The following is a 24,120-nucleotide window of genomic DNA, read 5'->3' as shown; positions in this document are numbered from 1 at the left end:
CTCCACGGCACCGGCACGGCCCGTCCGCAGCACGAGGGAGCCCGCCCATGCACGCCGTCCGCCTGCACGCCTTCGGCCCCGCCGAGAAGCTCACGTACGAGACCATCGACGACCCCGTACCCGGCCCCGGCCAGGTACGGATCGCCGTCGCGGCCGCCGGCGTCCACCTCCTGGACACCGCGCTGCGCGAAGGCGCGGCAGGCCCCTTCGGCGCCCCGGCCGAGCTGCCCACCGTCCCCGGCCGCGAGGTCGCCGGCACCGTCGACGCCCTCGGCGAGGGCGCCGAAGGGGCCTGGCTCGGCAAGCGCGTCGTCGCCCACCTCGGTCAAGTCCCCGGCGGCTACGCGGAACTGGCCGTCACCGACGCCGGCAGACTCCATGAGATCCCCGCCGGCCTCGACGCGAGCGAAGCCGTCGCCATGATCGGCACCGGCCGCACCGCCCTCGGCATCCTCCAGTACACGGAACTCGGCCCCGACGACACCGTGATCGTCCCCGCCGCCGCGGGCGGCATCGGCACCCTGATCGTCCAGTACGCCGGGAACGCCGGCGCCACCGTCGTCGGCCTCGCGGGCGGCCCCGCCAAGACCGCCCGCGTGCGCGACAACGGCGCAGACCTGGCCGTCGACTACCGGCGGCCCGACTGGCCACAGGCCGTACGCGGCCACCTCGGCGACCGGCGCGCCACCGTCGTCTACGACTCCGTCGGCGGCGACGCGGGCCGGGCCGCCGTCGGCCTCCTCGGCAGGGGCGGCCGGCACATCGTCTTCGGCTGGTCCAGCCAGGGCATCCGGTCCGACAGCCCCCTCACCCTGACCGAGGAGGAGCTCGCCGAACGCGGCATCACCTCGCAGAGCGTCCTCGGCCCCGCCATGCTCGAGAAGGCCGGCGGCCTGCGCGCCCTCGAGACCCGCGCTCTCGCCGAGGCCGCCGCCGGCCGGCTGCGCCCCGCCGTCCAGCGCCACGCCCTCGCCGACGCGGCCGGCGCGCACCGCGCCCTGGAGACGCGCGGCACCATGGGCAAGGTCGTCCTGATCCCCTGATCCCCCGATGCCGTCCGTCCCCCTTGACGCCCTACGACCCGAGGCTCTTGAGCGCCCCGTCCGTCAGCCGGTACACCGACCACTCGTCCTGCGGGCGCGCGCCCAGCGACCGGTAGAAGTCGATCGACGGGGTGTTCCAGTTCAGCACCGACCACTCCAGCCGCTCGTACCCCCGCTCGACGCAGATCCGCGCCAGCTCCGTCAGCAGCGCCTTGCCGTGCCCGCCGCCCCGCAGCCGCGGGCGCACGTACAGGTCCTCCAGATAAATGCCGTGCACACCGCGCCACGTCGAGAAGTTGAGGAACCAGAGCGCGAAACCGGCGACCTCCCCGTCCTCGGTCTCCGCGATGTGCGCGAACGCGGCGGGGCGCTCGCCGAACAGCGCCTCGCGCAGCTGCTCCTCGGTGGCGTTCGCCTCGTGCAGGGCCTTCTCGTAGTCCGCGAGCTCCCGGACCATCTCGTGGATCACGGGCACGTCGGCGGGTGTGGCGTTGCGAATCATGGCCCCAGCCTGCACGGACAGCCGCTCATCGCGCCAGCGGCGTCCGCGTGACGAGCACCGGCCCACGGTCGGTTCCCTGCCGTTCCCCGCCCTCCAGAGGCTGTTCTGCAACACCCTGCCCAGCGGCACGGCCCGCTCGAGCAGCGGCGTCCCCGTCGCCGTGCTCCGGCAGCCGCACCGCCCCGCCGCCCGCCCAGGTCCGCAGCGCCGGCCACTCCCCCTCGGTCTCCTCGTCCCGCTGCTGGAGCTTCAGCACCGCCCGCGTCCCGTCCGGGCGGACCACCGGCAGCACCAGCGACACCCGCCCGTACATCGACGGACCCGCGAGCCGCAGCTCCCACCGGTCCAGGAACTCCGCAGCCCGCCCGGGCAGCATCTCCACGACGGCCCGCCCGGACTCCTCGCCGTACGACAGCAAGGACGCGACCAGCTCCCGGGGAATCTCGATCACGCCGGTGATCGTATGTCGCCAAACCCCGGGCCGAGCAGTAGATTCCCGCCAGACGCAGGCGACCACCGGCAGGGAACGGCACACCACATGAGCACCGTCAACGGCGGCATATCGTTCTGGTACGCACAGGACGGCGCCCCCGCGCCCCGCGAGCCCCTCCCCGGCGACAGCACCGCCGACGTCTGCATCGTCGGCGGCGGATACACCGGCCTGTGGACCGCGTACTACCTCAAGAAGGCCGTGCCCTTCCTCGACATCACCGTCCTGGAGGCCAAGTTCTGCGGCTACGGCGCCTCTGGGCGCAACGGCGGCTGGCTCTACAACGGGATCGCCGGACGCGACCGCTTCGCGCGGCTCCACGGCCACGACGCCGCCGTACGCCTCCAGCAGGCCATGAACGACACCGTCGACGAGGTCGTCCGCGTCGCCGCAGAAGAGAACATCGACGCCGGCATCCACAAGGGCGGCGTTCTCGAGATCGCGCACAGCCCGGCCCAGCTCCGGCGCCTCAAGGACTTCCACTCCGTAGAGGTCGCCTTCGGCGAGAAGGACCGCGTCCTGCTCGGCACCCGCGAAACCGCCGAACGCGTCCGCGTCAGCGGCGCCGTCGCCGCCAGCTGGACCCCGCACGGCGCCCGGCTGCACCCGGTGAAACTGGTCAAGGGCCTCGCCGCCGCCGTGGAGGCCCTCGGCGTCACCATCCACGAGTCGACGCCCGTCACCGAGATCCGGCCCAAGCACGCCGTCACCCCGTACGGCACCGTCCGCGCCCCGTACGTCCTGCGCTGCACCGAGGGCTTCACCGCGTCCCTCAAGGGCCAGCACCGCACCTGGCTCCCGATGAACTCCTCCATGATCGTCACGGAGCCGCTCCCCGAGGACGTCTGGGCCGAGATCGGCTGGGCCGGCCGCGAGACGCTCGGCGACATGGCCCACGCCTACGTGTACGCCCAGCGCACCGCCGACGACCGCATCGCCATCGGCGGCCGCGGCGTCCCCTACCGCTACGGCTCGCGGACCGACCACGACGGCCGCACGCAGCCCGCCACCGTCGAGGCCCTCCGCGACGTCCTGGTCCGGTTCTTCCCCCGGCTCGCCGGCGCCCGCGTCGACCACGCCTGGTCCGGCGTCCTCGGCGTCCCCCGCGACTGGTGCGCCACCGCCACCCTCGACCGCTCCACCGGCCTCGGCTGGGCCGGCGGCTACGTCGGCTCCGGCGTCGCCACCTCCAACCTGGCCGCCCGCACCCTGCGCGACCTGATCCGGCAGGACTCCGGCCAGTCGGGCCCGACCGACCTCACCGCCCTGCCCTGGGTCGGGCACAAGGTCCGCAAGTGGGAGCCGGAACCGCTGCGCTGGCTCGGCGTCCGCACCCTCTACACCGCCTACCGCCGGGCCGACCACCGCGAGTCGACCGCCCACACCCCCACCACCGACCGCCTCGCCACCCTGGCCGACAAGATCTCCGGCCGGCACTGAGGCCCGCCGACACCCCGGTGCCCATCCACGCCCGCTGGCTGCACTGGCTCGCCCTCCCCACCGGCGACCAGGCGGCCGTCCTCGACGCCATGGATCTCACCGACGCCCGCCCGGTCGCCTTCGAAGCCGCCGTCGAAGCCGTCGACGAAGCCGTCGACGACGACGCCCACGACCGGGACCACGGATACGCCCGGGGTCTTCGTGACGCCCGAACTCGACGGCCGGACGCTCGTCGTCGGCGCCTGGTGCGACTTCACCGAGCCCGGCATGCCGGCCCTGTGCGAACGCCTCAGCGCCCGCTTCGGCCGGGTGCAGGCGTACTACTTCGGCGCGCAGTGCGACGGCTCCGCCTGGCTCATCGCCGAGAACGGCCGCGTGCTGCGCCGCGCGTCGTTCACCGGGGAACCGGAGGACGGGGAACTGACCGCCGGTGCGCCGCTGCCGTACGAGGCGGAGGTCCGCGCGGCCGTGGGCGACGACGAGGACGAGTGGGAGTTCCGGCTCTGGGACATGGCCCCCGGGCTGGCCGGGGCGCTCAGTGTCGATCCGCTCGCGATCGGTCCGCACACACGGGTCCGCGGCCGGGGCGTCATGGCACGTACGCGCCAGACGGCCCCCCGAAACGACAAAGGCCCCGGCATCCAGCTGCCGGGGCCTTCCGTGCTGCGCAGAGCCTCCTGTCGGAGTCGAACCGACGACCTCAAGATTACAAGTCAAGCGCTCTAGCCAACTGAGCTAAGGAGGCAGCCAGAGCAGTGTAACGAACCCCCGGACCACCATGGTCAAGAATTTTCACCGGCCATGAACTGCTGACATACGCCACCTGTCCGGGTAGCGTCACGGCAGGTCCATTCCGTTGGACTACACCACTCCCTTACAACGGATCGTCCGGCACGTTCCTGCCGGTGAAGGAGACGCTTCAGCATGGCTACTGTCACGTTCGACAAGGCGACCCGGATCTACCCGGGTTCCGAGAAGCCCGCCGTCGACCAGCTCGAGATCGAGACCGAGGACGGCGAGTTCCTCGTCCTCGTCGGACCGTCCGGCTGCGGCAAGTCGACCTCCCTGCGCATGCTCGCGGGTCTCGAGGACGTCAACGGCGGATCCATCCGGATCGGCGACCGCGACGTCACGCACCTGCCGCCCAAGGACCGGGACATCGCCATGGTGTTCCAGAACTACGCGCTCTACCCGCACATGAGCGTCGCCGACAACATGGGCTTCGCGCTCAAGATCGCCGGCGTCAACAAGAGCGAGATCCGCAAGAAGGTCGAGGAGGCCGCGAAGATCCTCGACCTGAGCGACTACCTGGACCGCAAGCCGAAGGCGCTCTCCGGCGGTCAGCGCCAGCGTGTCGCGATGGGCCGCGCGATCGTGCGTGAGCCGCAGGTCTTCCTCATGGACGAGCCGCTGTCGAACCTCGACGCCAAGCTCCGTGTGTCGACGCGTACGCAGATCGCGAGCCTGCAGCGCCGTCTCGGCATCACCACCGTGTACGTCACGCACGACCAGGTCGAGGCCATGACCATGGGCGACCGGGTGGCCGTGCTGAAGGACGGCCTGCTCCAGCAGGTCGACTCGCCGCGCCACATGTACGACCGTCCGGCCAACCTCTTCGTCGCCGGCTTCATCGGCTCCCCGGCCATGAACCTGGTCGAGGTGCCGATCACCGACGGCGGTGTGCGGTTCGGCAACAGCGTCGTGCCGGTCTCCCGCGAGGCCCTGTCCGCTGCGGCCGACAAGGGCGACACCACGGTCACGGTCGGTGTCCGCCCCGAGCACTTCGACGTGGTCGAGTTCGGCGCCGAGGCCAAGACGCTCTCCAAGGACGCCCCGGCCGGCCTCGCCGTCGCGGTGAACGTGGTCGAGGAGCTCGGCGCCGACGGTTACGTGTACGGCTCCGCCGAGGTCGGCGGCCAGCACAAGGACCTCGTCGTCCGCGTCGGCGGCCGCAGCGTCCCCGAGAAGGGCAGCGAGCTGCACGTCGTCCCGCAGTCGGGCGAGCTGCACGTCTTCTCGACGTCGACGGGCGAGCGCCTCAGCGACTGACGGCAGTCCCCCCAGGCAGGGCCGGGCTCCGCACTTCGGTGCGGAGCCCGGCTTTTCGTTTCAAGAGACAAATACCCCGATAGGCAGGGCATATGGCCCATTTCACGGCACCGCGTCAACACGCGATTCGAAAAGACACGTAGAACGGTCCCTCGCGTGAGTGACTAAATGTCGCCATATCATCACTGGACGCTACGCTCACTCGCGTGACCCACACAGCCCGCCGAATCGGCCGCTCACTCGCCCTTGTTCTGCCTGTCGTCCTGGTGCTCTCGGGAACCCTCGCGGTCACCGCCGTCCCGTGGGCGGGGCAGGCCACACAGTCTCAGATGCTCACCGCCTCCTCGGAGAACGTGTCCGTACGGGCCAAGCCCCGCGCCCCGCAGGAGGTCCTCCGCGACCGGCTGCTGTCCGAACTGCAGACGAAGGACCCCGGCGTGGCCCTCACGCACCTCCAGCGCGAGGTCGAGGCACGCCCGTCGCTCGCCGAGCACTGCGTGTCGATCGCCCGGTCCCTCGGCCGCGCCGCCGTCGAGCGTTACGGGCCGACGCGCGCCCAGCGCTTCTCCCGGCCCGTCTGCGACACCTCGTTCGCCACGGGCGTCTCGGAGCGGGCCCAGGGCTCCTAGCTCCCTCTCGTCCGGACCTGGGCCCTCGTGCACAGGACCGGCCCGTAGAGGCCCGTCGAACCCGTCGCGGTGACGGGCGGACGGGCCGCATATCGTTCACGCCATGCAAACGCCTACGTTTCCGACGCAGGCCGTGGTCCTGGCGGGCGGCCAGGGTTCGCGGCTGCGCCCGTACACGGACGACCGCCCCAAGCCGATGGTCGAGATCCCGGGGACCGGGACCCCGATCATCGGCCATCAGCTCGCCTGGCTGGCCGAGGAGGGCGTGACGGACGCCGTGGTGTCCTGCGGCCACCTCGCGGAGGTCCTCCAGGAGTGGCTGGACAGCGCGGTGCTGCCGCTGCGCGTCACGACCGTCGTGGAGACGGAGCCGCTGGGCCGCGGCGGCGGCCTGAAGTACGCCGCGGCGAGCCTGCCCCACCCCGACCGGCCCTGGTACGCGACCAACGGCGACATCTGGACCCGCTTCTCGCTGCGCGAGATGGCCGCGTTCCACGCCGAGCGCGACGCCACGGCGACTCTCGCCCTCGCGCGTCCCCGCATCCCCTGGGGAGCCGTCGAGACCGACGCCTTCGGGCACATCACGGACTTCATCGAGTCGCCCCCGTCGCCGTATCTCATCAACGCGGGCGTGTACGTCTTCTCCGCCGCGTTCACGGGCCTGCTGCCCGACATCGGCGACCACGAGCGCACGACCTTCCCGCGGCTGGCGCGCGAGCGCCGGCTGGCGGGTTTCCCGCTGCCGAACGGGGCCTACTGGCGGGCGATCGACACCGCGAAGGACCTCACAGAGGCGGCCAAGGAGCTCGACACCAAGGTGCGTTGAGGCACTCCGCCGATCTGCACACGGAAACGGAGGGGCGGCCGCCGGATCCCGATCCGGCGGCCGCCCCTTCATCGCGCCGTCGCGCGCGCCCGGCCGTCAGCCGAGCAGCCCGCCGATCACGCCACCGCCGTTCGAGCCCGTGTCGCCGCCCGGGTCGGACCCGCCGGACGGACCACCGGAGCTGCTGCCGCCCGTGGAGGTCGGCCCGGTGGTGCCGGAGGACGGCGGGGGCGCGGGCTGCTCCTCGGCGGGCGGCTGCTGCCCCGTGCCCTGCGTCTCGCTGGGCGTGCCGGCGACCTGGCCGCTCTCCCGCACCGTGTCCGCCGGAGGAGGCGTGGACGCCTCCTCCCGGGGCTTCTCCGCGGTGCGGCTGGCGGACGGGGAGGGCTTGTCCTCCTCGCCCGCCGCGGCCGAGGAGCTGCGCTTCTCGCCCGGCTCCGTCGTCAGCGGCGCGCCCGGCAGATGGTTGGTCGGATGCTGGTTCGGCCCGGGGACGGTCACCACGTCCTCGGAGCGGACGGCTCCGCCGAGCACCGAACCGACGAGCATCGTGAGCCCGACGACGACGGCGGCGACCAGACTGCCGCGCCTCAGCACACGCCGGCGCAGGTTCCACAGCTCGGAACGCGGCCCCAGAGTGCGCCAGGCCTCACCGGCGAGGCGTCCGTCGATCGAGTAGACGGGAGCGCCGGCGATGACCAGCGGCGACCAGGCGGCGAAGTAGATGATGTCGGGCGTCTCGTAGACGGGGACGTCGCTCCAGCTCACCGTCATGACCAGCGCGGCGGCCAGCAGCGCGCCGAAGACGGCCGCGATCCGCTGCCACAGCCCGAGCACCGTCAGGACGCCGACGATGACCTGGAGGAAGGCGACGGTGAGACCGGAGCCCACGGGGTGGGCGAGCGCGAAGTCACGCAGCGGCTCCCCGAGGGCCCACGGGTTCAGGGCGCCCAGCCACTTCACCAGGGAGCCGCGGTCGCCGCCGTCGAAGTAGACGGGGTCGCAGAGCTTCCCCATGCCGGCGTAGATCGAGATGAACCCGAGCAGCACGCGCAGCGGCAGCAGCACCACGCCGAGGTTCATCCGGCGGCCGGGGTAGTACGCGTGCCGTACGGAGTCCGCTCCGTGGCGCTGCGCCGGGCGCCGGTCCCGGTCGAAGGACTCGTCGTAGGGCTCGACGTCGTACGTGCCGGCGTCGTAGGGCTGCGGACCGCCGGAGGGCCGCCGGTCGTCGGCGGGGCGGTCGGACGGCAGGTCCGTGTCGTACGCGTCGTAGGCGCCGACCGCCTGCCGCATCGGCGGCAGCAGCGGCTTGTCGCGGCCCGGGCCGCCGGGCGCGGGGACCGTGGGGGCCGCCACGGTCTCCTCGAGGGAGACCCGAGGGAGGACCTGGGTCGCGGCCCCGCTGTAGGCGTCGTGCTCCATGGTGGAGTTGCGTACGGCCTGGAGGAGCCCGGTCGCGCCGGAGTCACCGGGCGCCGACCTCCCGCTCCACACGACGGGCGCCCGGCGCCGCGCCGGGGCGGCGCCGGCGAGGGGGGCGAGGCGCGCGGAGTTCGCCAGGGCACGTGCGGGGCGCGGGCTCTGGGAGAGCTGCACCCGGAAGCTGGCGTGGTTGACGATGACCTGCGCGGGATCGCAGTCCACCTTGACCATGCTCAGCGCAGGCTGATCATCGAACCCGGACCGGGGCGTTCTGGTGTCCACACTCATCTAACCGAGTGATGGCTGTTTAGGGCACGGCCCCGACGAGCCCGATCTGTCCGAGACCCGTCAAGGACTCCGTATCGTCCGCTTTACGCCCGAGTCCGCCACGAAGCGCCCGAAGTCGGTCTCCGGCCCGCCAGAAAACGACGGGACCGGACAACAACGTCATGCGCGCCGCTTGGCCGCCTCGTACAGCACGACACCGGCCGCGACACCCGCGTTGAGCGACTCGGCGCCGCCCGGCATGGGGATGCGGACGAGGACGTCGCAGGTCTCCCCGACGAGCCGGGACAGGCCCTTGCCCTCGCTGCCGACGACGATCACCAGCGGCCCGCCCAGCGCCTCGAGGTCACCGACCTCGGTCTCGGCGTCGGCGGCGAGACCGACGACCGTCAGACCGGCCTTCTGGTACGCCTCGATGGCGCGCGTCAGGTTGGTGGCGCGGGCGACGGGCGTACGGGCGGCGGTGCCCGCGGACGTCTTCCACGCACCGGCGGTCATCCCGGCCGCGCGGCGCTCCGGGACGACCACGCCGTGACCGCCGAAGGCGGACACCGAGCGGACGACCGCGCCGAGGTTACGGGGATCGGTGACGCCGTCGAGGGCGACGATCAGCGGGTCCTCGCCGTGGTCGAAGGCGGCGGCGGCCAGGTCCTCGGGGTGCGCGTACTCATACGGCGGGACCTGGAGCACCAGGCCCTGGTGGTTGAGCCCGTTCGTCAGCCGGTCGAGCTCGGGGCGCGGCGCCTCCATGATGTTGATGTTGCCGCGTCCGGTGGCGAGCTGGAGCGCCTCGCGCACCCGCTCGTCGTTGTCGATGAACTGCTGCACGTAGAGCGTCGAGGCGGGCACGCCGTCGCGCAGCGCCTCGAAGACGGGGTTGCGGCCGACGACCATCTCGGACGTGCCCTTGCCGCCGCGGCGGGCGACGGGCCGGCGGGTGCTGTGCTTCGCCTTGGCGTTGGCCACCCGGTTCTTGACGTGTCCCTTGCGGGCGGAGGCGGGCGGCGTGGGGCCCTTGCCCTCGAGCCCGCGACGCCGCTTGCCACCGCTGCCGACCTGCGCGCCCTTCTTGTTGGACGTACGGCGGTTCCTGCGCTGGCTGTTCCCGGCCATGACTTTTCGTTCCTCTGGATCGCGTCGTTGAGTGAAAGTGTGCTGCCCGGGTCGCCGGGCGGCACATCGCGCCTGGTGCTGCGGACGCGAGGGCCAGACCCTAGCGAGGTCCCAGCGTCCAGCGGGGTCCGTCCGGACCGTCCTCGATGACGAGCCCGGACTGGTTCAGCTGGTCACGGATCGCGTCCGCCGTCGTCCAGTCCTTGCGGGACCTGGCCGCTTCGCGCTGCTGGAGCACGAGGCGCACGAGGGTGTCGACGACTCCGTGGAGGTCCTCGCCACGGTCGGTCTCGCCGGCCCAGTGCGGGTCGAGCGGATCGAGGCCGAGGACACCCAGCATGGCACGGACCTCGGCCAGGCGGGAGACAGCGGCTTCCTTGTCGTCGGCGGCCAGCGCGCTGTTGCCCTGGCGGACGGCGGTGTGGACGATCGCGAGGGCCTGCGGCACCCCGAGGTCGTCGTCCATGGCCTCGGCGAACGCCGGCGGCACCTGCGCGGCCGGGGCGACCGGGCCGGCCTTCTCGACGACCCGCTGGACGAAGCCCTCGATCCGCGCGAACGCCGACTCTGCCTCGCGCAGCGCCTCCTCGCTGTACTCGATCATCGAGCGGTAGTGCGGGGTGCCGAGGTAGTAGCGCAGGACGATCGGGCGCCAGTTCTTGACCATCTCGGAGACGAGCACCGAGTTGCCGAGCGACTTGGACATCTTCTCGCCGCTCATGGTCACCCAGGCGTTGTGCACCCAGTACGAGGCGAAGGCGTCGCCGTAGGCCTTGGCCTGGGCGATCTCGTTCTCGTGGTGGGGGAAGACCAGGTCCAGGCCGCCGCCGTGGATGTCGAAGGCCGCGCCCAGGTACTTGTGCGCCATGGCCGAGCACTCGAGGTGCCAGCCGGGCCGGCCGCGGCCCCAGGGCGTCTCCCAGGACGGCTCGCCCGGCTTGGTCGCCTTCCACATGGCGAAGTCGCGCGGGTCGCGCTTGCCGGAGACGCCCTCGTCGGGCTGGCGCAGGTCGTCGATGTCCTGGTTGGAGAGCGCCAGGTACTCGGGAAACGACCGCACGTCGAAGTAGACGCTGCCGTCCGACTCGTAGGCGTGGCCGCGCTCGATGAGGCCGCGCATCATCTCGACCATCTCGGTGATGTGGCCGGTGGCGCGCGGTTCGTAGGTGGGCGGGAGGCAGCCGAGGGCCTCGTAACCGTCGTTGAAGGCGCGCTCGTTCTCGTAACCGATCGACCACCACGGGCGGCCCTGGTCGGCCGACTTGGCGATGATCTTGTCATCGATGTCGGTCACGTTGCGGATGAACGTGACGTCGTAGCCGCGGTGGTCGAACCAGCGGCGCATGATGTCGAAGTTCAGTCCCGACCGGATGTGCCCGATGTGCGGTGCGGCCTGCACGGTCGCGCCGCACAGGTAGATCGAGACGCAACCCGGCACGAGAGGGGCGAAGTCACGGATCTGCCGGGCGCTGGTGTCGTACAGGCGAATGGTCACGCAACAAGGGTAGTGGGCGCGTGGTAGTGCCTCGATACCCCTTCCGGGGCACGGCTGCGGCGTGACGCGCACCCGGCGGCCCGGCGATGCCGGTGCGCGCCCGGTGCCCCCCAGTCGTTCCGTGCCAGCCGTAACGCGTCAGCCCTTCCCGTCAGTCGTTCCTGACGACGAGCGCCGTCGCGATGGCGGCGAGTCCTTCGGCCCGGCCGGTCAGGCCGAGCCCGTCGGTCGTGGTCCCCGAGACGGCGACCGGCGCGCCGACCGCGGCGGACAGCTCCTTCTGCGCCTCGTCGCGCCGCTTGCCGATCTTCGGGCGCACCCCGATCACCTGAACGGAGACGTTGCCGATCTCGAACCCGGCCGCGCGCACGATCCGCGCGGCCTCCGTGAGCAGGGCGACCCCGGAGGCGCCGGACCACTCGGGCCGGGAGGTGCCGAAGTGGGCGCCGAGGTCGCCGACGCCGGCCGCGGAGAAGAGGGCGTCGCAGGCGGCGTGGGCGGCGACGTCACCGTCGGAGTGGCCGGCGAGACCGTACCCGTCGCTGTCGGAGCCCTCCCAGAGCAGCCCGGCGCACCACAGTTCGCGCCCCTTCTCGAAGGCGTGGACATCGGTGCCGATGCCGACCAGCGGCAGGCGCAGCGGCTCAGAAACCATCGTTGGCCCTTCTCCGGGCGAGTACCGCCTCGGCCAGTACGAGATCCAGCGGCCGGGTCACCTTGAAGGCTTCCTCGTGGCCGGGGACGACGACGACCGGCAGGCCCAGCTGCTCGACCATGCTCGCGTCGTCGGTGACATTGTCCGTGACCGTGTCGTGGGCGCGGACGAGGGTGTCCCGGTCGAAGCCCTGCGGGGTCTGCACGGCCCGCAGCACCGCCCGGTCGGGAGTGGCGACGACGGGCTCCGGCTCTCCTTTGGCGGCCGGCTCGACCTGCTTGACGGTGTCCGCGAGGGGCAGCGCGGGCACGACGGCGGGAGCACCGCCGTGCACGGCCGCGACGACCACGTCGACGGTCTCCTCGGGCACCAGCGGGCGGGCCGCGTCGTGGACGAGCACGGCGGTGATGTCGTCGGGCAGCGCGTCGAGGCCGAGCCGCACGGACTCCTGGCGGCTGTCACCCCCCGGCACGACGAGGTAGTCGGTCCGCTCGGGCAGGGCGTGCGCGTCCAGGAGCAGCTTGACCTCCGGGGCGCCGTCGGGAGGTGCGACCACCACGACGAGCGAGACGGCACGCGAGGCGGCCATGGCGCGGACGGCGTGGACGAGCATGGGTGTGCCGTTCAGCGCGCGGAGCGCCTTCGGGGCGCCCGGGCCCAGCCGTACGCCGCGGCCGGCCGCCGGGATCACGGCGGCGGTGCGGTGGTGGCGCGAATCGTCAGACATCGGTTGCACTCCGGCAGGTTTGTTTCCTCAGCCGACATGGGTATGGCCTGGGCGTGCCCCGGCCGCAGGTTGGGGCAGTGCCGGGCGCGACGCCTTGACCGGACCCTTCCGTGACCAGGTCTACGCCAGCCGCCCGGGCCCGGCACGACAGTACGTACGGCGAAGGCGGCCTTGATCCGTCAGGAGCGAGACCGCCGTGCGCATACCGCGTCGTACACATGCCGCAGCGCCCGGCGGCAGGCTGGAGTTCACAGTAGTGATTTCACAGCGTGTCGGCGGGCACTGCGGCATTGCCGTGCGTCAGGACGCGAGGACCTCGTCGAGCAGGGCCTCGGCCTTGTCCTCGTTGGTGTTCTCCGCGAGGGCGAGCTCGCTCACCAGGATCTGGCGCGCCTTTGCGAGCATCCGCTTCTCGCCGGCGGACAGCCCGCGCTCACGCTCGCGGCGCCACAGGTCACGCACCACTTCGGCGACCTTGATGACATCGCCGGAGGCGAGCTTCTCGAGATTTGCCTTGTAGCGACGGGACCAGTTCGTCGGCTCTTCGGCGTACGGCGCGCGAAGCACCTCGAAGACCCGGTCCAGTCCGTCCTGGCCGACCACATCGCGAACGCCGACGAACTCCGCATTGTCCGCCGGTACGCGAACCGTCAGGTCGCCCTGGGCGACCTTGAGCACCAAGTAGGTCTTGTCCACGCCTTTGATCTGGCGAGTTTCGATAGCCTCGATCAGCGCGGCCCCGTGATGGGGATAGACCACGGTGTCGCCAACCTTGAACGTCATGTGACAGGTACCCCTTCCGTGGCTATCCAGGGTAACACGGATACAGCTTCTTCTGAATGGCGTTTTCGCAGGTCAGGGCATATCTCGGGGCTTGACAACAGCGACACGAACGTGCTGCGGACGACTTCCGGAGTGCGGTATTCGCAGGTCGGAGCGGCTGCGCGGGCGGACGGAAACACGGCCGTTTCACCCCCCGCGCCCGCCTCTCAAGAGACCAAACGTCCCGATTTGCCAGGTTCTTGATGGTGAGCTTTCCGTACTCCGTTCGGCCGCCGCTCACCCGTTCGGGCGGACGCTCCCGAGAATCCTGAATTGATCAACGACGGGTATTCGTAAGGAATGTGTGGCGACCCCGGAAATTGATCACCGTGGTTTTGTGAACACACCGGTCCGGCGCGTCGGCCGGACGGCGCCCCCGGCCGTTCGTCCTCACCCGTGCCGGCAAAGGGCGGGTCGGGTGCGGGACGTGATCGGCGGCTCGGTAACCTGAGCCGGTGCTGGCACGCGATCAGCCGGTGACAGCCACCACCCGTCCGTACGTACAAGGAGAAGCCGCAGCCGTGAGCAGCAGCCTTCGACGCGGTGCCCTCGCCGGCGCTGCCATCGTCTTCTCGATCGCCTCGCTCTCCGCCTGCGGTGCGGGCAACGACGCGCAGACCCTCGGGGTCAGGCCGGACAACGCCGCGGTCGCGGTGGACAGCCTGAAACTGCAGAACGTGACCGTCATCACCCAGCCGAAGCCGGACGCCCAGGGCCCGGCGGCCGTGAGCCTGACGATCTTCAACGAGGGCGACAAGCCGCAGACGCTGGAATCGATCTCGCTGCCGGGCTCCAAGGCCCAGGTGAAGCTGACCCCCGCGGAGGGATCGGGCTCCGTCTCCGTCCCCGCGCAGGGCAGTGTCGTCATCGGCGGCGAGGGCAACGCGACCGCCGTCATCGAGAACGGCAGCCAGGAGCTCGACCACGGCGTCATGCGCGAGGTCGTCTTCCGGTTCAGCGAGACCGGCAACGTGAACGTGCGGGCGCTGGTCGCCCCGGCGACCAACTACTTCAAGGAGTGGGGCCCGAGCGAGATCCCCAGCCCGCCGGAGCAGTCCCCGGAGCAGTCGCCGTCCGGCAGCCCCGCCGCCACGGAGACCGACCCGGCGCGCTCCGAGGCCGCGGGCGGCGAGGGCGAGGCCGCCCCGTCCGACGAAGCCACCGCGACGGACGGCGCCGGTCACTGACCCGTGGACGTACGGAAAAGGGGGCGCCCGCCGAGACCGGCGGGCGCCCCCTTTTCCGTACGTCTCTTCCGTAGCCCCCGTACGCACGGCCCTCCCGTGCGTACGGACCGACCGGCGGCAGCGGCCTACGGCTCGAACTTGTACCCCAGGCCGCGGACCGTCACCAGATAGCGCGGCGCACCCGGGTCCGGCTCGATCTTGGCGCGCAGACGCTTCACATGGACGTCGAGGGTCTTGGTGTCTCCCACGTAGTCCGCGCCCCACACCCGGTCGATCAGCTGCATCCGGGTCAGCACCCGGCCCGCGTTGCGCAGCAGCATCTCCAGCAGGTCGAACTCCTTCAGAGGGAGGTCGACCTTGCCGCCGGAGACGGTGACGACGTGACGGTCCACGTCCATCCGCACGGGCCCCGCCTCCAGGGCGGCGGGCGTGACCTCCTCCGGCTCGCCGCGGCGGCGCAGTACCGCGCGGATGCGGGCGACGAGCTCCCGCGTGGAGTAGGGCTTGGTGATGTAGTCGTCGGCTCCTATCTCCAGCCCGACGACCTTGTCGATCTCACTGTCCTTGGCGGTCACCATGATGACGGGCACGTTCGAGCGGCTCCGCAACTGGCGGCACACCTCGGTGCCCGGCAGGCCGGGCAGCATCAGGTCGAGGAGCACGAGGTCGGCGCCGTTGCGCTCGAACTCGTCGAGTCCGTCGGGGCCTGTGGCCGCGACCGCGACCTCGAAGCCTTCCTTGCGGAGCATGTAGGACAGGGCGTCGCTGAAGGATTCCTCATCCTCGACGACGAGCACTCGGGTCACGGAAGGACCTCCGGGGCAGGGATTTCGCTGTTGGGATCGGTGTCGTAAGGCCGGTCGTCGTCCTCGTCGACGCGATCCCGGCCGCTGGTTGCGCGGTCTTTCGCTGCGCCCGCCTCAGGCAGTCGCAGGGTGAAGGTGGAGCCCTGTCCCTCGGAGCTCCACACCGTGACCTCTCCGCCGTGCGAGGCGGCCACGTGCTTGACGATCGCCAGTCCGAGGCCGGTGCCTCCGGTGGCGCGGGAGCGGGCGGGATCGACGCGGTAGAACCGCTCGAAGATCCGCTCGCGGTCCTTCTCGGAGATCCCGATGCCCTGGTCGGTGACGGCGATCTCGATCAGGTCGCCGCCGGGTGCGTTGACGCGACGGGCGGAGATGCCGACCCGGGTGCGGGCCGGCGAGTAGTTGACGGCATTCTCGACCAGATTGCCGAGAGCGGCGGCGAGCTTGCCGCGGTTGCCCCATATCCGCAGGTCGGGGGCGGCCCCCGCGGCCATGGTGATCTGCTTGGTCGACGCGGTCTGCCGGGAGCGGTCGATGGCCTCCGCGACCAGTTCGTCCACCCGCACGGGCTCGGCGTCCTCCAGCGGGTCGTCGTTCTGCACCCGGGAGAGGTCGATGAGCTCCTGTACGAGGTTGGTGAGCCGGGTCGCCTCGATCTGCATCCGGCCGGCGAAGCGGGTGACCGCCTCGGGGTCGTCCGAGGCGTCCATGACCGCCTCGGAGAGCAGGGAGAGCGCCCCGACCGGGGTCTTGAGCTCATGGCTCACGTTGGCGACGAAGTCGCGCCGTACTGCCTCTATCCGGCGGGCCTCCGTCAGGTCCTCGACGAGAAGCAGGACCAGCCGGGAGCCGAGGGGCGCGACGCGGGCGGAGACGGCCAGCGCCTCGCCGCGCCCGGTGCCGCGGCGCGGCAGATCGAGCTCCACCTGCCGTATCTCGCCGTCGCGGCGGGTGTCGCGGGCCATGTGCAGCATCGGTTCGACGGCCAGCTTGCCGCCGCGGACCAGACCGAGGGCGTACGCCGCCGAGCTGGCCTTCACCACCGAGTCGGACTCGTCGAGGACGACCGCGGAGCTTCTGAGGACGGACAGGACGGTGTCGACACCGGGCGGAAGCACCGCGTCGGTGTGCAGCGAGCTCCGGGTGGGGCGGCTCTGTTCGCGCTCGCTCCAGCGGAACGCCAGCATGGCGATGACACCGGTGCAGAGACCGGCGATCGCAGCCGCTGCGGCAACAGCCGCGTTCACGTCCATGCATTCAGGTTATGCGTGCTCCGGGGCACACTCCCAGCCAAACGGGTGGCACCTCGAACAGTCGTCGCCCAGAGTTCACCAAGGAGAAAGTACTGATTCATTTGGGATGGAGCTCACGGACTCCTGACCGGCCGACCGTGGGAGCGTGGGGGTTCCGAGCCCCACCCGGACCCCGGTCGCATCAAGAGAGGGACACCCATGCGTGACGCGTACCACGAGGAACTGGACTCGATCGGCGAGGGCCTGGTCGAGATGGCCAGGCTGGTCGGGTCGGCGATCGGGCGCGCCACCACGGCCATGCTCGACGCCGACCTCAAGCTCGCGGAGACCGTGATCGCCGCCGACCAGAAGGTCGACGACCTCCAGCACGAGCTGGAGGCACGGGCGATCGCGCTCCTGGCCCGGCAGCAGCCGGTCGCCACGGACCTGCGGATCGTCGTCACGTCGCTGCGGATGAGCGCCGACCTGGAGCGCTCGGGCGACCTGGCCCAGCACGTGGCCAAGCTCGCCCGGCTGCGTTTCCCCGACCGCGCCGTGCCGGACGACCTGCACGCCACGATCCTCCAGATGGGACAGCTGGCGCAGCGCCTGATGGCAAAGGCGGCGGAGGTCATCATCACCAAGGACGTCGACCTCGCGCTCCAGCTGGAGCAGGACGACGACGAGATGGACCTGCTGCACCGCGCGCTCTTCCAGCATCTGATGGACGACCGCTGGAAGCACGGCATCGAGACCGCGGTCGACGTCACCCTGCTCGGCCGTTACTACGAGCGGTACGCCGACCACGCCGTGTCGGTGGCCAAGCGCGTGGTGTACCTGGTCACGGGCGAGCACGCGGACGAGCTGCAGCAGCAGACCACGGTGGAGGGCGCGTAGCGGCGCGGCAGGGGGCGCACGTCCGGAGCCTGCGCGGATGCGCCGTTGATGCGCCCGGCCCGCCGGGGCTGCAATGGGCGTGGCGGCATTCCCATACGCCCTTGAGGAGGGACCCATGGCCGAATCCCCCACAACCGACCCCCGGCAGGACACCCCGCACGACGCGGTCTTCCCGCCCGTCCTCGGCGCCTGCGGCTGCGGCGCCGGCTGCGGCTGCGGCTGCCAGTCCGGCGCGCCGTGCCAGTGCGGCGGCTGCTGCGGCTGACACTCCGCGCACCTGGTGCGCCAAGGGCCCCGTCCGGCATCGGACGGGGCCCTTGGCGCACCACGTGCCCGCGCACGCCGCGCGCCGCCGCGGAACCGGGCCGTTGTCGGAGCCGGCCCGTTGTCGGAGCCGGGGGATGCGGTGCGGCCACGACTGAGCGCGTTCGGGGAGGGGCATGGGGAGCCGCCCGCGCGACCGGGGCACCGTCGCGCCGCTCGCGTTGAGGGTGCTACGCGGGGGCTGTTCAGGGCGGCGGGAAGGCCCTCTCCCTGAAAAGCCGTCCGAAGCGGGACGACGCACGAACTCCGGCTCCCTCAGAGTTTGCCTTCCATGAGGACCGTGCGATGCCCCCCGAGCGCGCGTGAGAGACCTTCGAGGAAGCCGGGGCTGAAGTCGGGCCAGTCCCAGAACTCGAAACCGAGATATCCGAAGGCGAAGTAGTCATCCGACCACGTCCACGCGGTCAGGTCACCAGGGCGCCGACAATGCGGGCAGGCGACTGCCGCGCTGCCTGTGTCGCTCCAGGTGCTGATGGCCTCACTGAAGGGTTCCCACGCGCCCTCAATCTCCTCCAGCCGGTCGGTGTAGAAATCCGCCCGACCGGCACAACGGGGGCACACCGCGAACATGGGTTCGCCCTGGCCGCAGTTGAATACGGTGCGGCCGGTCTCGACCCTGAGTCCGTCGCTGGGCTCCCAGTCCTCCTGACCGACCGCCTTGGCCCAAGAGGGACCGGGCGGATGCCCCGACGGCGCCCCGAGAACACAGTCGGTGAGCTCGGCCCGGACTATCCCCTCCCTCACCAGCCAGTCGAGTCCGCTGTCTGCCAGGGTCCGGGCGTCCGCATGCGTGGCGTCGAGATCGACGACGGTCTGGAAATAGTTCCCCATGAGGCAACAGTAGAAGCAGCCACCGACAGCCCGTCACTCACAACTTCGACACCTACCGGTCCTTCACATCCCGGATGTCGGGCAGGTACGGAAGGCCATGCGCAGGCCGCGACAGAACCGGCCCAGAATGCTCACCGGCCGAAACGGCTCCTCCACCTGCAGTGAACCACCTGCCGGGAACTGCTGCTTGGGCTTACCGACGCCCGATCGATCGCCCATGCCGGGTGCACACGCCAGCCAAGCGCCTGATCTTCACCGGTCCCCTCGGTGGGCATGTCTGGCGCATGCGCTGAACGAAGACCGCCCGCAGCGCGCTGGCCAAGGTCGGCGTCATCCCGAAGGCAAAGCCGCGAACACGCCCCCGCTCGGGAGCACGGCATGCACGCGCTCAGGCACATGCCCCCGATCCGCGCCATAAGCGCAGCTCGGGGGCATGATCGCAAAGGCTACTTCTTCTTGCCCTGGTTCTTGACCGCCTCGATCGCCGCCGCGGCCGCCGCCGGGTCGAGGTAGGTGCCGCCCGGGTTGACCGGGTTGAAGTCGGCGTCGAGCTCGTAGACGAGGGGGATGCCGGTCGGGATGTTCAGGCCGGCGATGTCCGCGTCGGAGATGCCGTCCAGGTGCTTGACCAGCGCGCGCAGGCTGTTGCCGTGGGCGGCGATCAGGACCGTGCGGCCGGTGAGGAGGTCGGGGACGATGCCGTCGTACCAGTACGGCAGCATGCGCTCGACGACGTCCTTGAGGCACTCGGTGCGGGGGCGCAGCTCGCTGGGGATCGTCTGGTAGCGGGCGTCGTTCGCCTGCGAGAACTCGTTGTCGTCGGCGAGGACCGGCGGAGGCGTGTCGTACGAGCGGCGCCAGAGCATGAACTGCTCCTCGCCGAACTCGGCCAGCGTCTGGGCCTTGTCCTTGCCCTGGAGGGCGCCGTAGTGGCGCTCGTTCAGCCGCCAGGTCCGGTGGACCGGGATCCAGTGGCGGTCGGCGGACTCCAGCGCGAGCTGCGCCGTGCGGATGGCGCGCTTCTGGAGCGAGGTGTGGAGTACGTCGGGGAGCAGGCCGGCGTCCTTGAGCAGCTCACCGCCGCGGACTGCCTCCTTCTCGCCCTTCTCCGTGAGGTTGACGTCCACCCAGCCGGTGAACAGGTTCTTCGCGTTCCATTCGCTCTCGCCGTGGCGGAGGAGGATCAGCTTGTACGGTGCGTCGGCCATGCGCCCGAGCCTAATCGACTCCCCCGGAGCGCCGCGCGGCTGCCCGAGGAGCGGACTCGCTTGACGGTAGCCGTCAATTGAGTGGCGGCGGGAGCCGCGCTCTCAGTAACTTGCGGTTGCTTATTGAGACCATTACAGCCGTGGGGGGCTCCCGTATGTCCATCGCTTCGCTCGTCCGCCCGGCGCGTGCGACAGTCTCGGGTCTGCCGCAGGGCTTCTGGTGGCTGTGGACCTCGACGCTCGTGAACCGCACCGGCGCGTTCGTCCTCACCTTCCTGTCGCTGTATCTGACGCAGGAACTCGGCTACTCGGCCTGGTACGCCGGTCTCGTCATCGCGCTGCACGGACTCGGCGGCGTGGCCGGGTCGCCGCTGGGCGGGATGCTCACGGACCGGTGGGGACGGCGTCCCACCATGATCTCGATGCACCTGGCCGGCGGGACGTGCGCCGCCGCGCTCGCCGTGGTCGGCAGCGCCTGGGCCATCGCGGTCGTGGTGCTGCTCATGGGCGTGGCGATGCAGGCCGTGCGGCCGGCGATCAGCGCCATGATCGCGGACATGGTGCCGGAGCCGGACCTGCGCCGGGCCTTCGCGCTCAACTACTGGGCCCTCAACCTGGGCTTCGCCGTCGCCGCTCTCGGCGGTGGCGCCGCGATCTTCCTCGGCTACCGGACCCTGTTCGTCGTCGACGCCGTCGCGACGGCACTGTGCGCGCTGATCGTCTTCCTCCGGCTCGGCGAGACCCGCCCCAAGACCCGGGTCGACAGCGCCGGCGAGACGGTCGAGGAGGAGCGGGTGACCGTGCTCGACGTGCTGAAGGACTCCCCTTTCCGCACCCTGGTCCTGCTGAACCTGCTGGTCTGCCTGATCTTCACCGCCCCGTGGGTCGGTCTGCCGTTGACCATGGCCGGCGAGGGGCTGTCGGCCGATTCGTACGGGATGGTCATCGCCGTCAACGGCATGGTGATCGTCGCCCTTCAGCTCCTCGTCAACAAGATCACGGACAAGCGCTCGCCGGCCGTGCTGCTCACCGTCTCCTCCCTGCTGTTCGCCGTCGGAACCGGGGCGACCGCTCTCGCCGGTACGCCTCTGGTGTTCGCGGCGACCGTGGTGGTGTGGACGATCGGCGAGATGGTGCACGTCCCGACCAACGCCGCCGCGACCGCCCGACTCGCCCCCGAGCACGCGCGCGGCCGCTACCAGGGCGTGATGGGCATGTCATGGGCGGTGGCGGGCTTCGTGGCCCCGCTCCTCGCGGGCTGGATCGTGGACGGACCCGGGCCGGACATCCTGTGGATGGGCTGCGCCGTGGTCGGCGCGGTGGCCGCGGTGGGCTACACGGTGCTGCTGCGGCGGGCACTGGCGGAACACGACGGACCTGGCGCCGGCGCGAAGAAGGACGCGGTGAAGAAGGGCGCGGTGAAGAAGGACGCCGGGCTGAAAGACGCCGGCCTGAAGGACGCCGGGCAGGGGGCCGTACAGAAGGGCGCCGGGCGGAGCGGTGCCGCGCAGGCGGACGCGGGGCAGCTGGAGGCCGCACCGGTCGCCGTCGAGAAGGCGGAGCCCATCGGCGGCTGAGCCCGCCCCCGCCCGGGTCCAGCGGGCGCGGTCCGAGCCTCCCGCGGCCTCCCCGGCGCCTGCCGGCTCGGCCGTCACCCGTCTCCCCGGGTGCCGCAGCGCACACAGAAAGGCGAGGGCCAGAGCGATGGCCATCCCGTAGAAGACCGCTGGTCGGCCTCGGCGAAGTGCAGGCGGATCGCGTCCGTCGAGTCGCGCATCATCTGTGCCTGCTCGCCGGTGTCCGTCGGAGCGCGATCGTCCGCGTGGCCGGTGACCGCCTCGGCGATGCCCCGGACCGCGTCCTGGCCGCCGGGGCAGAGACGCCCCGCGAGGTGAGCCCGTTCGTCCACGGAACACCAGGTCGGCGGAGAGGCAGGCGAGTGCCGGCGTGCCGGAGCGGGCCGGGGGCACCCCGCTCGCGATGCGGCGCCCGTCCGTGTCGCTCGCCGGCCGGGGTGATGCACGCCGGGCGGGGAACCGCGTCAGGCAGGCCCGTTCGCGGGGCGCTGCGTGAGGTTCTTGAACGCGTCCAGGTTGCGGGTCGATTCGCCGCGCGAGACACGCCACTCGTACTCACGGCGGATCGCGCTCGCGAACCCCAGCTCCAGCAGCGTGTTGAAGGAGCCGTCCGCCGCCTCCAGGATCGAGCCGAGCAGCCGGTCGAGTTCGTCGGGCGTGACCACGGACAGCGGGAGTCTGCCCACCAGGTAGATGTCGCCGAGGGAGTCGATCGCGTAACTCACCCCGTACAGCTTGAGGTTGCGTTCGAGGAGCCAGCGGTGGACGGCCGCGTCGTTCTCGTCCGGGTGACGGACGACGAAGGCGTTGACGGAGAGCGAGTGCTTGCCGACGAGGAACGAACACGTCGTCGACAGCTTCCGGGTGCCCGGGAGTTTGACCACGTAGGAGCCGGTGTCCGGGCTCTCCCACTCCAGGTCCGCGTCCTTGAAGGTCTGCTCGATGACCCGTGTCACCTGCTGCACGTCAGACATGGGGCGAGCGTACGTCAGTGGTGCGCGGCCGTACGTCAGTGGTGCGTCGCGGCCCGGGTGCGGCGGCGGTGCTCGTACATGGCGGCCTGGTAGACGTCCGCCGTCGTCGACGCCGCCGTGTCCCAGCCGAACGACTGCGCGTGCAGAGCCGCGGCCTCGCCCATCCGGTCCGTCAGGGAGGGGTCGCGCACAAAAGAGGCCAGCACGTCCGCGTAGTGCGCCGGGTTGTGCCCGGGCACCAGGAAGCCGGTGCGCTCGTCGCGGACGGCGACCGGGAGGCCGCCGACGGAGGCCGCGATCACCGGCGTGCCCGCGGCCTGGGCCTCTATGGCGACGAGGCCGAAGGACTCGCTGTACGAGGGCATGACCAGCACGGAGGCGGCGCGGAACCAGTCCGCGAGCCGCTCCTGGTCGACCGGCGGCCGGAAGTGGACGACGTCCGCGATGCCCAGCCTGGCCGCCAGCTTCTGCAGCCCCTCCGGCTTGGCCAGCCCGCTGCCGCTGGGGCCGCCGACGACGGGCACGAAGATGCGGCTGCGCAGTGACGGGTCGCGTTCCAGCAGGGTCGCCACGGCGTGCAGCAGGATGTCGGGGGCCTTCAGCGGCTGTATACGGCCGGCGAAGACGGGGATGAAGGCGTCCTGCGGGAGCCCGAGGCGGGCCCGGGCGGCGGCGCGGCCGTCCGCGGGGCGGAAGAGGTCCAGATTGACGCCCGGGTGGACGACGGCGACCTTCGCGGGGTCGGCGTCGTAGAAGCGGACGAGTTCGCCGGCCTCCTCCGCGGTGTTGGCGATGAGCCGGTCCGCGGCGTTGACGATCTGGGTCTCGCCGATCACGCGCGTGGCCGGCTCGGGGGTGTCCCCCTCCGCCAGCGCGGCGTTCTTCACCTTGGCCATCGTGTGCATGGCGTGCACGAGCGGGACGCCCCACCGCTCGGCCGCCAGCCAGCCGACATGGCCGGAGAGCCAGTAGTGCGAGTGGACCAGGTCGTAGTGACCGGGGCGGCGGGCGGCCCACGCCTGCATCACGCCGTGCGTGAAGGCGCACAGCTGGGGCGGCAGGTCCTCTTTGGCCAGGCCCTCGTAGGGCCCGGCGTCGACATGCCGTACGAGCACGCCGGGAGCGAGCTCCACGACGGGCGGCAGCCCACCGGTGGTGGCCCGGGTGAATATCTCCACCTCGACGTTGATGGCGGCGAGGCGCTTGGCGAGCTCGACGATGTACACGTTCATGCCGCCCGCGTCGCCCGTGCCCGGCTGGTGCAGGGGGGAGGTGTGGACGCTGAGCATCGCGACCCTGCGCGGCTTGCGGTGGCCGCCGGGGAAGCGGATACGCGGTGCCATCCGGCTGCTGCCGAGGCGGGACACGTACTGGCTCACGGCGGCGGTCCTCTCGCTGCGGGCACGGCTAGGTGCGGGGCAAGCGGGTCCCGCACGGTCTCGTAACAGCGGAGGGGCGAATTCCATTTCCCACTGGGGCCACTTTGCCGAATCGTTACCTTCTGCTGCCGCCGCACCTCTTGCACCTCGCATTCGTCCGGCCGCCGGGAGGGAGCGGCCGGGTCGGCCGCCCGCCGGTGCGAC

The 24,120-nt window shown here is 71.4% G+C and carries 25 protein-coding genes and 1 tRNA gene; 9 read left to right on the top strand and 17 right to left on the bottom strand.

Annotated elements, in window-relative coordinates:
- The first annotated feature begins 47 nt into the window (after positions 1-47).
- The gene (locus ACFYOP_RS05945; RefSeq protein WP_356898886.1) at positions 48-1,043 is read left to right on the top strand and encodes a zinc-binding dehydrogenase; all 996 of its coding nucleotides are present in this window, start codon (positions 48-50) and stop codon (positions 1,041-1,043) included.
- 31 nt (positions 1,044-1,074) lie between these two features.
- On the opposite strand, the gene ACFYOP_RS05940 is transcribed toward ACFYOP_RS05945, so the two are convergent.
- Both ACFYOP_RS05940 and ACFYOP_RS05935 read right to left on the bottom strand, forming a co-directional pair.
- Positions 1,075-1,545 carry a GNAT family N-acetyltransferase gene (locus ACFYOP_RS05940; RefSeq protein WP_356898885.1) on the bottom strand — a complete coding sequence of 157 codons (471 nt, stop codon included), beginning with the start codon at positions 1,543-1,545 and terminating at the stop codon, positions 1,075-1,077.
- 25 nt (positions 1,546-1,570) lie between these two features.
- Entirely contained in the window at positions 1,571-1,996 is a 426-nt protein-coding gene (locus ACFYOP_RS05935; protein ID WP_356898884.1) for an aminoglycoside phosphotransferase family protein, read from the bottom strand.
- Positions 1,997-2,083: 87 nt separating this feature from the next.
- Here ACFYOP_RS05935 and ACFYOP_RS05930 point away from each other — a divergent pair, with 87 nt between their 5' ends.
- Positions 2,084-3,475, top strand: coding sequence for an FAD-dependent oxidoreductase (locus ACFYOP_RS05930; protein ID WP_356898883.1), 1,392 nt, complete (start codon positions 2,084-2,086; stop codon positions 3,473-3,475).
- A gap of 320 nt (positions 3,476-3,795) precedes the next feature.
- Here ACFYOP_RS05930 and ACFYOP_RS05925 read toward each other — a convergent pair whose 3' ends face one another.
- Positions 3,796-3,987, bottom strand: coding sequence for a hypothetical protein (locus ACFYOP_RS05925; RefSeq protein WP_356898882.1), 192 nt, complete (start codon positions 3,985-3,987; stop codon positions 3,796-3,798).
- Positions 3,988-4,146: 159 nt separating this feature from the next.
- Positions 4,147-4,220: transfer RNA gene (locus tag ACFYOP_RS05920), tRNA-Thr, on the bottom strand.
- 179 nt (positions 4,221-4,399) lie between these two features.
- On the opposite strand from ACFYOP_RS05920, the gene ACFYOP_RS05915 reads away from it, so the two are divergent.
- The 3 genes from ACFYOP_RS05915 (at position 4,400) to ACFYOP_RS05905 (ending at position 6,979) form a co-directional block, all read left to right on the top strand.
- Positions 4,400-5,524 carry a sn-glycerol-3-phosphate ABC transporter ATP-binding protein UgpC gene (locus ACFYOP_RS05915; protein ID WP_356898881.1) on the top strand — a complete coding sequence of 375 codons (1,125 nt, stop codon included), beginning with the start codon at positions 4,400-4,402 and terminating at the stop codon, positions 5,522-5,524.
- 206 nt (positions 5,525-5,730) lie between these two features.
- Complete coding sequence (locus ACFYOP_RS05910) at positions 5,731-6,153, top strand: hypothetical protein (RefSeq protein WP_356898880.1); 423 nt, start codon at positions 5,731-5,733, stop codon at positions 6,151-6,153.
- A gap of 103 nt (positions 6,154-6,256) precedes the next feature.
- Positions 6,257-6,979 carry a nucleotidyltransferase family protein gene (locus ACFYOP_RS05905; RefSeq protein WP_356898879.1) on the top strand — a complete coding sequence of 241 codons (723 nt, stop codon included), beginning with the start codon at positions 6,257-6,259 and terminating at the stop codon, positions 6,977-6,979.
- A gap of 96 nt (positions 6,980-7,075) precedes the next feature.
- Here the strand turns inward: ACFYOP_RS05905 and ACFYOP_RS05900 are convergent, their stop codons facing one another.
- The 6 genes from ACFYOP_RS05900 to ACFYOP_RS05875 all read right to left on the bottom strand — a co-directional run bounded on the left by ACFYOP_RS05900 (position 7,076) and on the right by ACFYOP_RS05875 (position 13,462).
- On the bottom strand, positions 7,076-8,692 hold the full coding sequence (locus ACFYOP_RS05900) for a DoxX family protein (protein WP_356898878.1): 1,617 nt from the start codon (positions 8,690-8,692) through the stop codon (positions 7,076-7,078).
- Positions 8,693-8,851: 159 nt separating this feature from the next.
- On the bottom strand, positions 8,852-9,802 hold the full coding sequence (gene rlmB / locus ACFYOP_RS05895; protein ID WP_356898877.1) for a 23S rRNA (guanosine(2251)-2'-O)-methyltransferase RlmB: 951 nt from the start codon (positions 9,800-9,802) through the stop codon (positions 8,852-8,854).
- 100 nt (positions 9,803-9,902) lie between these two features.
- A complete protein-coding gene (gene cysS / locus ACFYOP_RS05890; RefSeq protein ID WP_356898876.1) occupies positions 9,903-11,297 on the bottom strand; it encodes a cysteine--tRNA ligase in 1,395 nt (464 codons plus the stop codon).
- Between the two features lie 151 nt (positions 11,298-11,448).
- Complete coding sequence (ispF, locus tag ACFYOP_RS05885) at positions 11,449-11,952, bottom strand: 2-C-methyl-D-erythritol 2,4-cyclodiphosphate synthase (RefSeq protein WP_356898875.1); 504 nt, start codon at positions 11,950-11,952, stop codon at positions 11,449-11,451.
- Positions 11,942-12,679 (bottom strand): 2-C-methyl-D-erythritol 4-phosphate cytidylyltransferase, encoded by a 738-nt coding sequence (gene ispD / locus ACFYOP_RS05880; RefSeq protein ID WP_388450935.1) that lies wholly within the window; start codon positions 12,677-12,679, stop codon positions 11,942-11,944. Before ispD ends, ispF begins: the two co-directional genes overlap by 11 nt.
- Positions 12,680-12,979: 300 nt before the next feature.
- Positions 12,980-13,462: a CarD family transcriptional regulator gene (locus tag ACFYOP_RS05875; RefSeq protein WP_003953493.1), complete on the bottom strand. Its 483-nt coding sequence runs from the start codon at positions 13,460-13,462 to the stop codon at positions 12,980-12,982.
- 560 nt (positions 13,463-14,022) lie between these two features.
- On the opposite strand from ACFYOP_RS05875, the gene ACFYOP_RS05870 reads away from it, so the two are divergent.
- Positions 14,023-14,688 (top strand): DUF461 domain-containing protein, encoded by a 666-nt coding sequence (locus ACFYOP_RS05870; RefSeq protein WP_356898873.1) that lies wholly within the window; start codon positions 14,023-14,025, stop codon positions 14,686-14,688.
- A 125-nt stretch (positions 14,689-14,813) separates the two neighbouring features.
- Here the strand turns inward: ACFYOP_RS05870 and ACFYOP_RS05865 are convergent, their stop codons facing one another.
- Both ACFYOP_RS05865 and ACFYOP_RS05860 read right to left on the bottom strand, forming a co-directional pair.
- A complete protein-coding gene (locus tag ACFYOP_RS05865; RefSeq protein WP_356898719.1) occupies positions 14,814-15,494 on the bottom strand; it encodes a response regulator transcription factor in 681 nt (226 codons plus the stop codon).
- Positions 15,491-16,747, bottom strand: coding sequence for an ATP-binding protein (locus ACFYOP_RS05860; RefSeq protein ID WP_356898718.1), 1,257 nt, complete (start codon positions 16,745-16,747; stop codon positions 15,491-15,493). Before ACFYOP_RS05860 ends, ACFYOP_RS05865 begins: the two co-directional genes overlap by 4 nt.
- Before the next feature lie 198 nt (positions 16,748-16,945).
- On the opposite strand from ACFYOP_RS05860, the gene phoU reads away from it, so the two are divergent.
- Together phoU and ACFYOP_RS05850 are read left to right on the top strand one after the other, a co-directional pair.
- Entirely contained in the window at positions 16,946-17,623 is a 678-nt protein-coding gene (gene phoU / locus ACFYOP_RS05855) for a phosphate signaling complex protein PhoU (RefSeq protein ID WP_356898717.1), read from the top strand.
- A gap of 115 nt (positions 17,624-17,738) precedes the next feature.
- Positions 17,739-17,888 (top strand): hypothetical protein, encoded by a 150-nt coding sequence (locus tag ACFYOP_RS05850; protein WP_356898716.1) that lies wholly within the window; start codon positions 17,739-17,741, stop codon positions 17,886-17,888.
- A gap of 314 nt (positions 17,889-18,202) precedes the next feature.
- Here ACFYOP_RS05850 and ACFYOP_RS05845 read toward each other — a convergent pair whose 3' ends face one another.
- Positions 18,203-18,778 (bottom strand): hypothetical protein, encoded by a 576-nt coding sequence (locus ACFYOP_RS05845; protein ID WP_356898715.1) that lies wholly within the window; start codon positions 18,776-18,778, stop codon positions 18,203-18,205.
- Positions 18,779-19,224: 446 nt separating this feature from the next.
- Positions 19,225-19,986 (bottom strand): phosphoglyceromutase, encoded by a 762-nt coding sequence (locus ACFYOP_RS05840; protein WP_356898714.1) that lies wholly within the window; start codon positions 19,984-19,986, stop codon positions 19,225-19,227.
- Between the two features lie 155 nt (positions 19,987-20,141).
- Between ACFYOP_RS05840 and ACFYOP_RS05835 the strand changes: the two genes are divergently transcribed.
- The gene (locus tag ACFYOP_RS05835) at positions 20,142-21,563 is read left to right on the top strand and encodes an MFS transporter (RefSeq protein WP_356898713.1); all 1,422 of its coding nucleotides are present in this window, start codon (positions 20,142-20,144) and stop codon (positions 21,561-21,563) included.
- 74 nt (positions 21,564-21,637) lie between these two features.
- Here ACFYOP_RS05835 and ACFYOP_RS05830 read toward each other — a convergent pair whose 3' ends face one another.
- The 3 genes from ACFYOP_RS05830 to mshA form a co-directional block, all read right to left on the bottom strand.
- Positions 21,638-21,895, bottom strand: a complete 258-nt coding sequence (locus ACFYOP_RS05830; RefSeq protein ID WP_388450931.1) for a hypothetical protein — start codon at positions 21,893-21,895, stop codon at positions 21,638-21,640.
- Positions 21,896-22,027: 132 nt separating this feature from the next.
- Positions 22,028-22,537, bottom strand: a complete 510-nt coding sequence (locus tag ACFYOP_RS05825; protein ID WP_356898712.1) for a YbjN domain-containing protein — start codon at positions 22,535-22,537, stop codon at positions 22,028-22,030.
- A 35-nt stretch (positions 22,538-22,572) separates the two neighbouring features.
- A complete protein-coding gene (mshA, locus tag ACFYOP_RS05820; RefSeq protein ID WP_356898711.1) occupies positions 22,573-23,916 on the bottom strand; it encodes a D-inositol-3-phosphate glycosyltransferase in 1,344 nt (447 codons plus the stop codon).
- Between the last annotated feature and the right edge of the window lie 204 nt (positions 23,917-24,120).

This window comes from Streptomyces sp. NPDC006294 (assembly GCF_042870895.1).
Lineage (GTDB): Bacteria > Actinomycetota > Actinomycetes > Streptomycetales > Streptomycetaceae > Streptomyces.
This window is presented reverse-complemented; position numbering and strand designations above follow the sequence as displayed.

What these genes read in the sequence shown, in the direction of transcription:
- ACFYOP_RS05825 (WP_356898712.1), bottom strand. Translation starts at nt 22,537, where the DNA reads ATGTCTGACGTGCAGCAGGTGACACGGGTCATCGAGCAGACCTTCAAG.
- ACFYOP_RS05930 (WP_356898883.1), top strand. Translation starts at nt 2,084, where the DNA reads ATGAGCACCGTCAACGGCGGCATATCGTTCTGGTACGCACAGGACGGC.
- ACFYOP_RS05845 (WP_356898715.1), bottom strand. Translation starts at nt 18,778, where the DNA reads ATGGGGAACTATTTCCAGACCGTCGTCGATCTCGACGCCACGCATGCG.
- ACFYOP_RS05850 (WP_356898716.1), top strand. Translation starts at nt 17,739, where the DNA reads ATGGCCGAATCCCCCACAACCGACCCCCGGCAGGACACCCCGCACGAC.
- ACFYOP_RS05945 (WP_356898886.1), top strand. Translation starts at nt 48, where the DNA reads ATGCACGCCGTCCGCCTGCACGCCTTCGGCCCCGCCGAGAAGCTCACG.
- phoU (WP_356898717.1), top strand. Translation starts at nt 16,946, where the DNA reads ATGCGTGACGCGTACCACGAGGAACTGGACTCGATCGGCGAGGGCCTG.
- ispF (WP_356898875.1), bottom strand. Translation starts at nt 11,952, where the DNA reads ATGGTTTCTGAGCCGCTGCGCCTGCCGCTGGTCGGCATCGGCACCGAT.
- ACFYOP_RS05905 (WP_356898879.1), top strand. Translation starts at nt 6,257, where the DNA reads ATGCAAACGCCTACGTTTCCGACGCAGGCCGTGGTCCTGGCGGGCGGC.
- ACFYOP_RS05915 (WP_356898881.1), top strand. Translation starts at nt 4,400, where the DNA reads ATGGCTACTGTCACGTTCGACAAGGCGACCCGGATCTACCCGGGTTCC.
- ACFYOP_RS05900 (WP_356898878.1), bottom strand. Translation starts at nt 8,692, where the DNA reads ATGAGTGTGGACACCAGAACGCCCCGGTCCGGGTTCGATGATCAGCCT.
- ACFYOP_RS05835 (WP_356898713.1), top strand. Translation starts at nt 20,142, where the DNA reads ATGTCCATCGCTTCGCTCGTCCGCCCGGCGCGTGCGACAGTCTCGGGT.
- rlmB (WP_356898877.1), bottom strand. Translation starts at nt 9,802, where the DNA reads ATGGCCGGGAACAGCCAGCGCAGGAACCGCCGTACGTCCAACAAGAAG.
- ACFYOP_RS05860 (WP_356898718.1), bottom strand. Translation starts at nt 16,747, where the DNA reads ATGGACGTGAACGCGGCTGTTGCCGCAGCGGCTGCGATCGCCGGTCTC.
- ACFYOP_RS05840 (WP_356898714.1), bottom strand. Translation starts at nt 19,986, where the DNA reads ATGGCCGACGCACCGTACAAGCTGATCCTCCTCCGCCACGGCGAGAGC.
- ACFYOP_RS05940 (WP_356898885.1), bottom strand. Translation starts at nt 1,545, where the DNA reads ATGATTCGCAACGCCACACCCGCCGACGTGCCCGTGATCCACGAGATG.
- ACFYOP_RS05925 (WP_356898882.1), bottom strand. Translation starts at nt 3,987, where the DNA reads ATGTCCCAGAGCCGGAACTCCCACTCGTCCTCGTCGTCGCCCACGGCC.
- ACFYOP_RS05875 (WP_003953493.1), bottom strand. Translation starts at nt 13,462, where the DNA reads ATGACGTTCAAGGTTGGCGACACCGTGGTCTATCCCCATCACGGGGCC.
- ispD (WP_388450935.1), bottom strand. Translation starts at nt 12,679, where the DNA reads ATGTCTGACGATTCGCGCCACCACCGCACCGCCGCCGTGATCCCGGCG.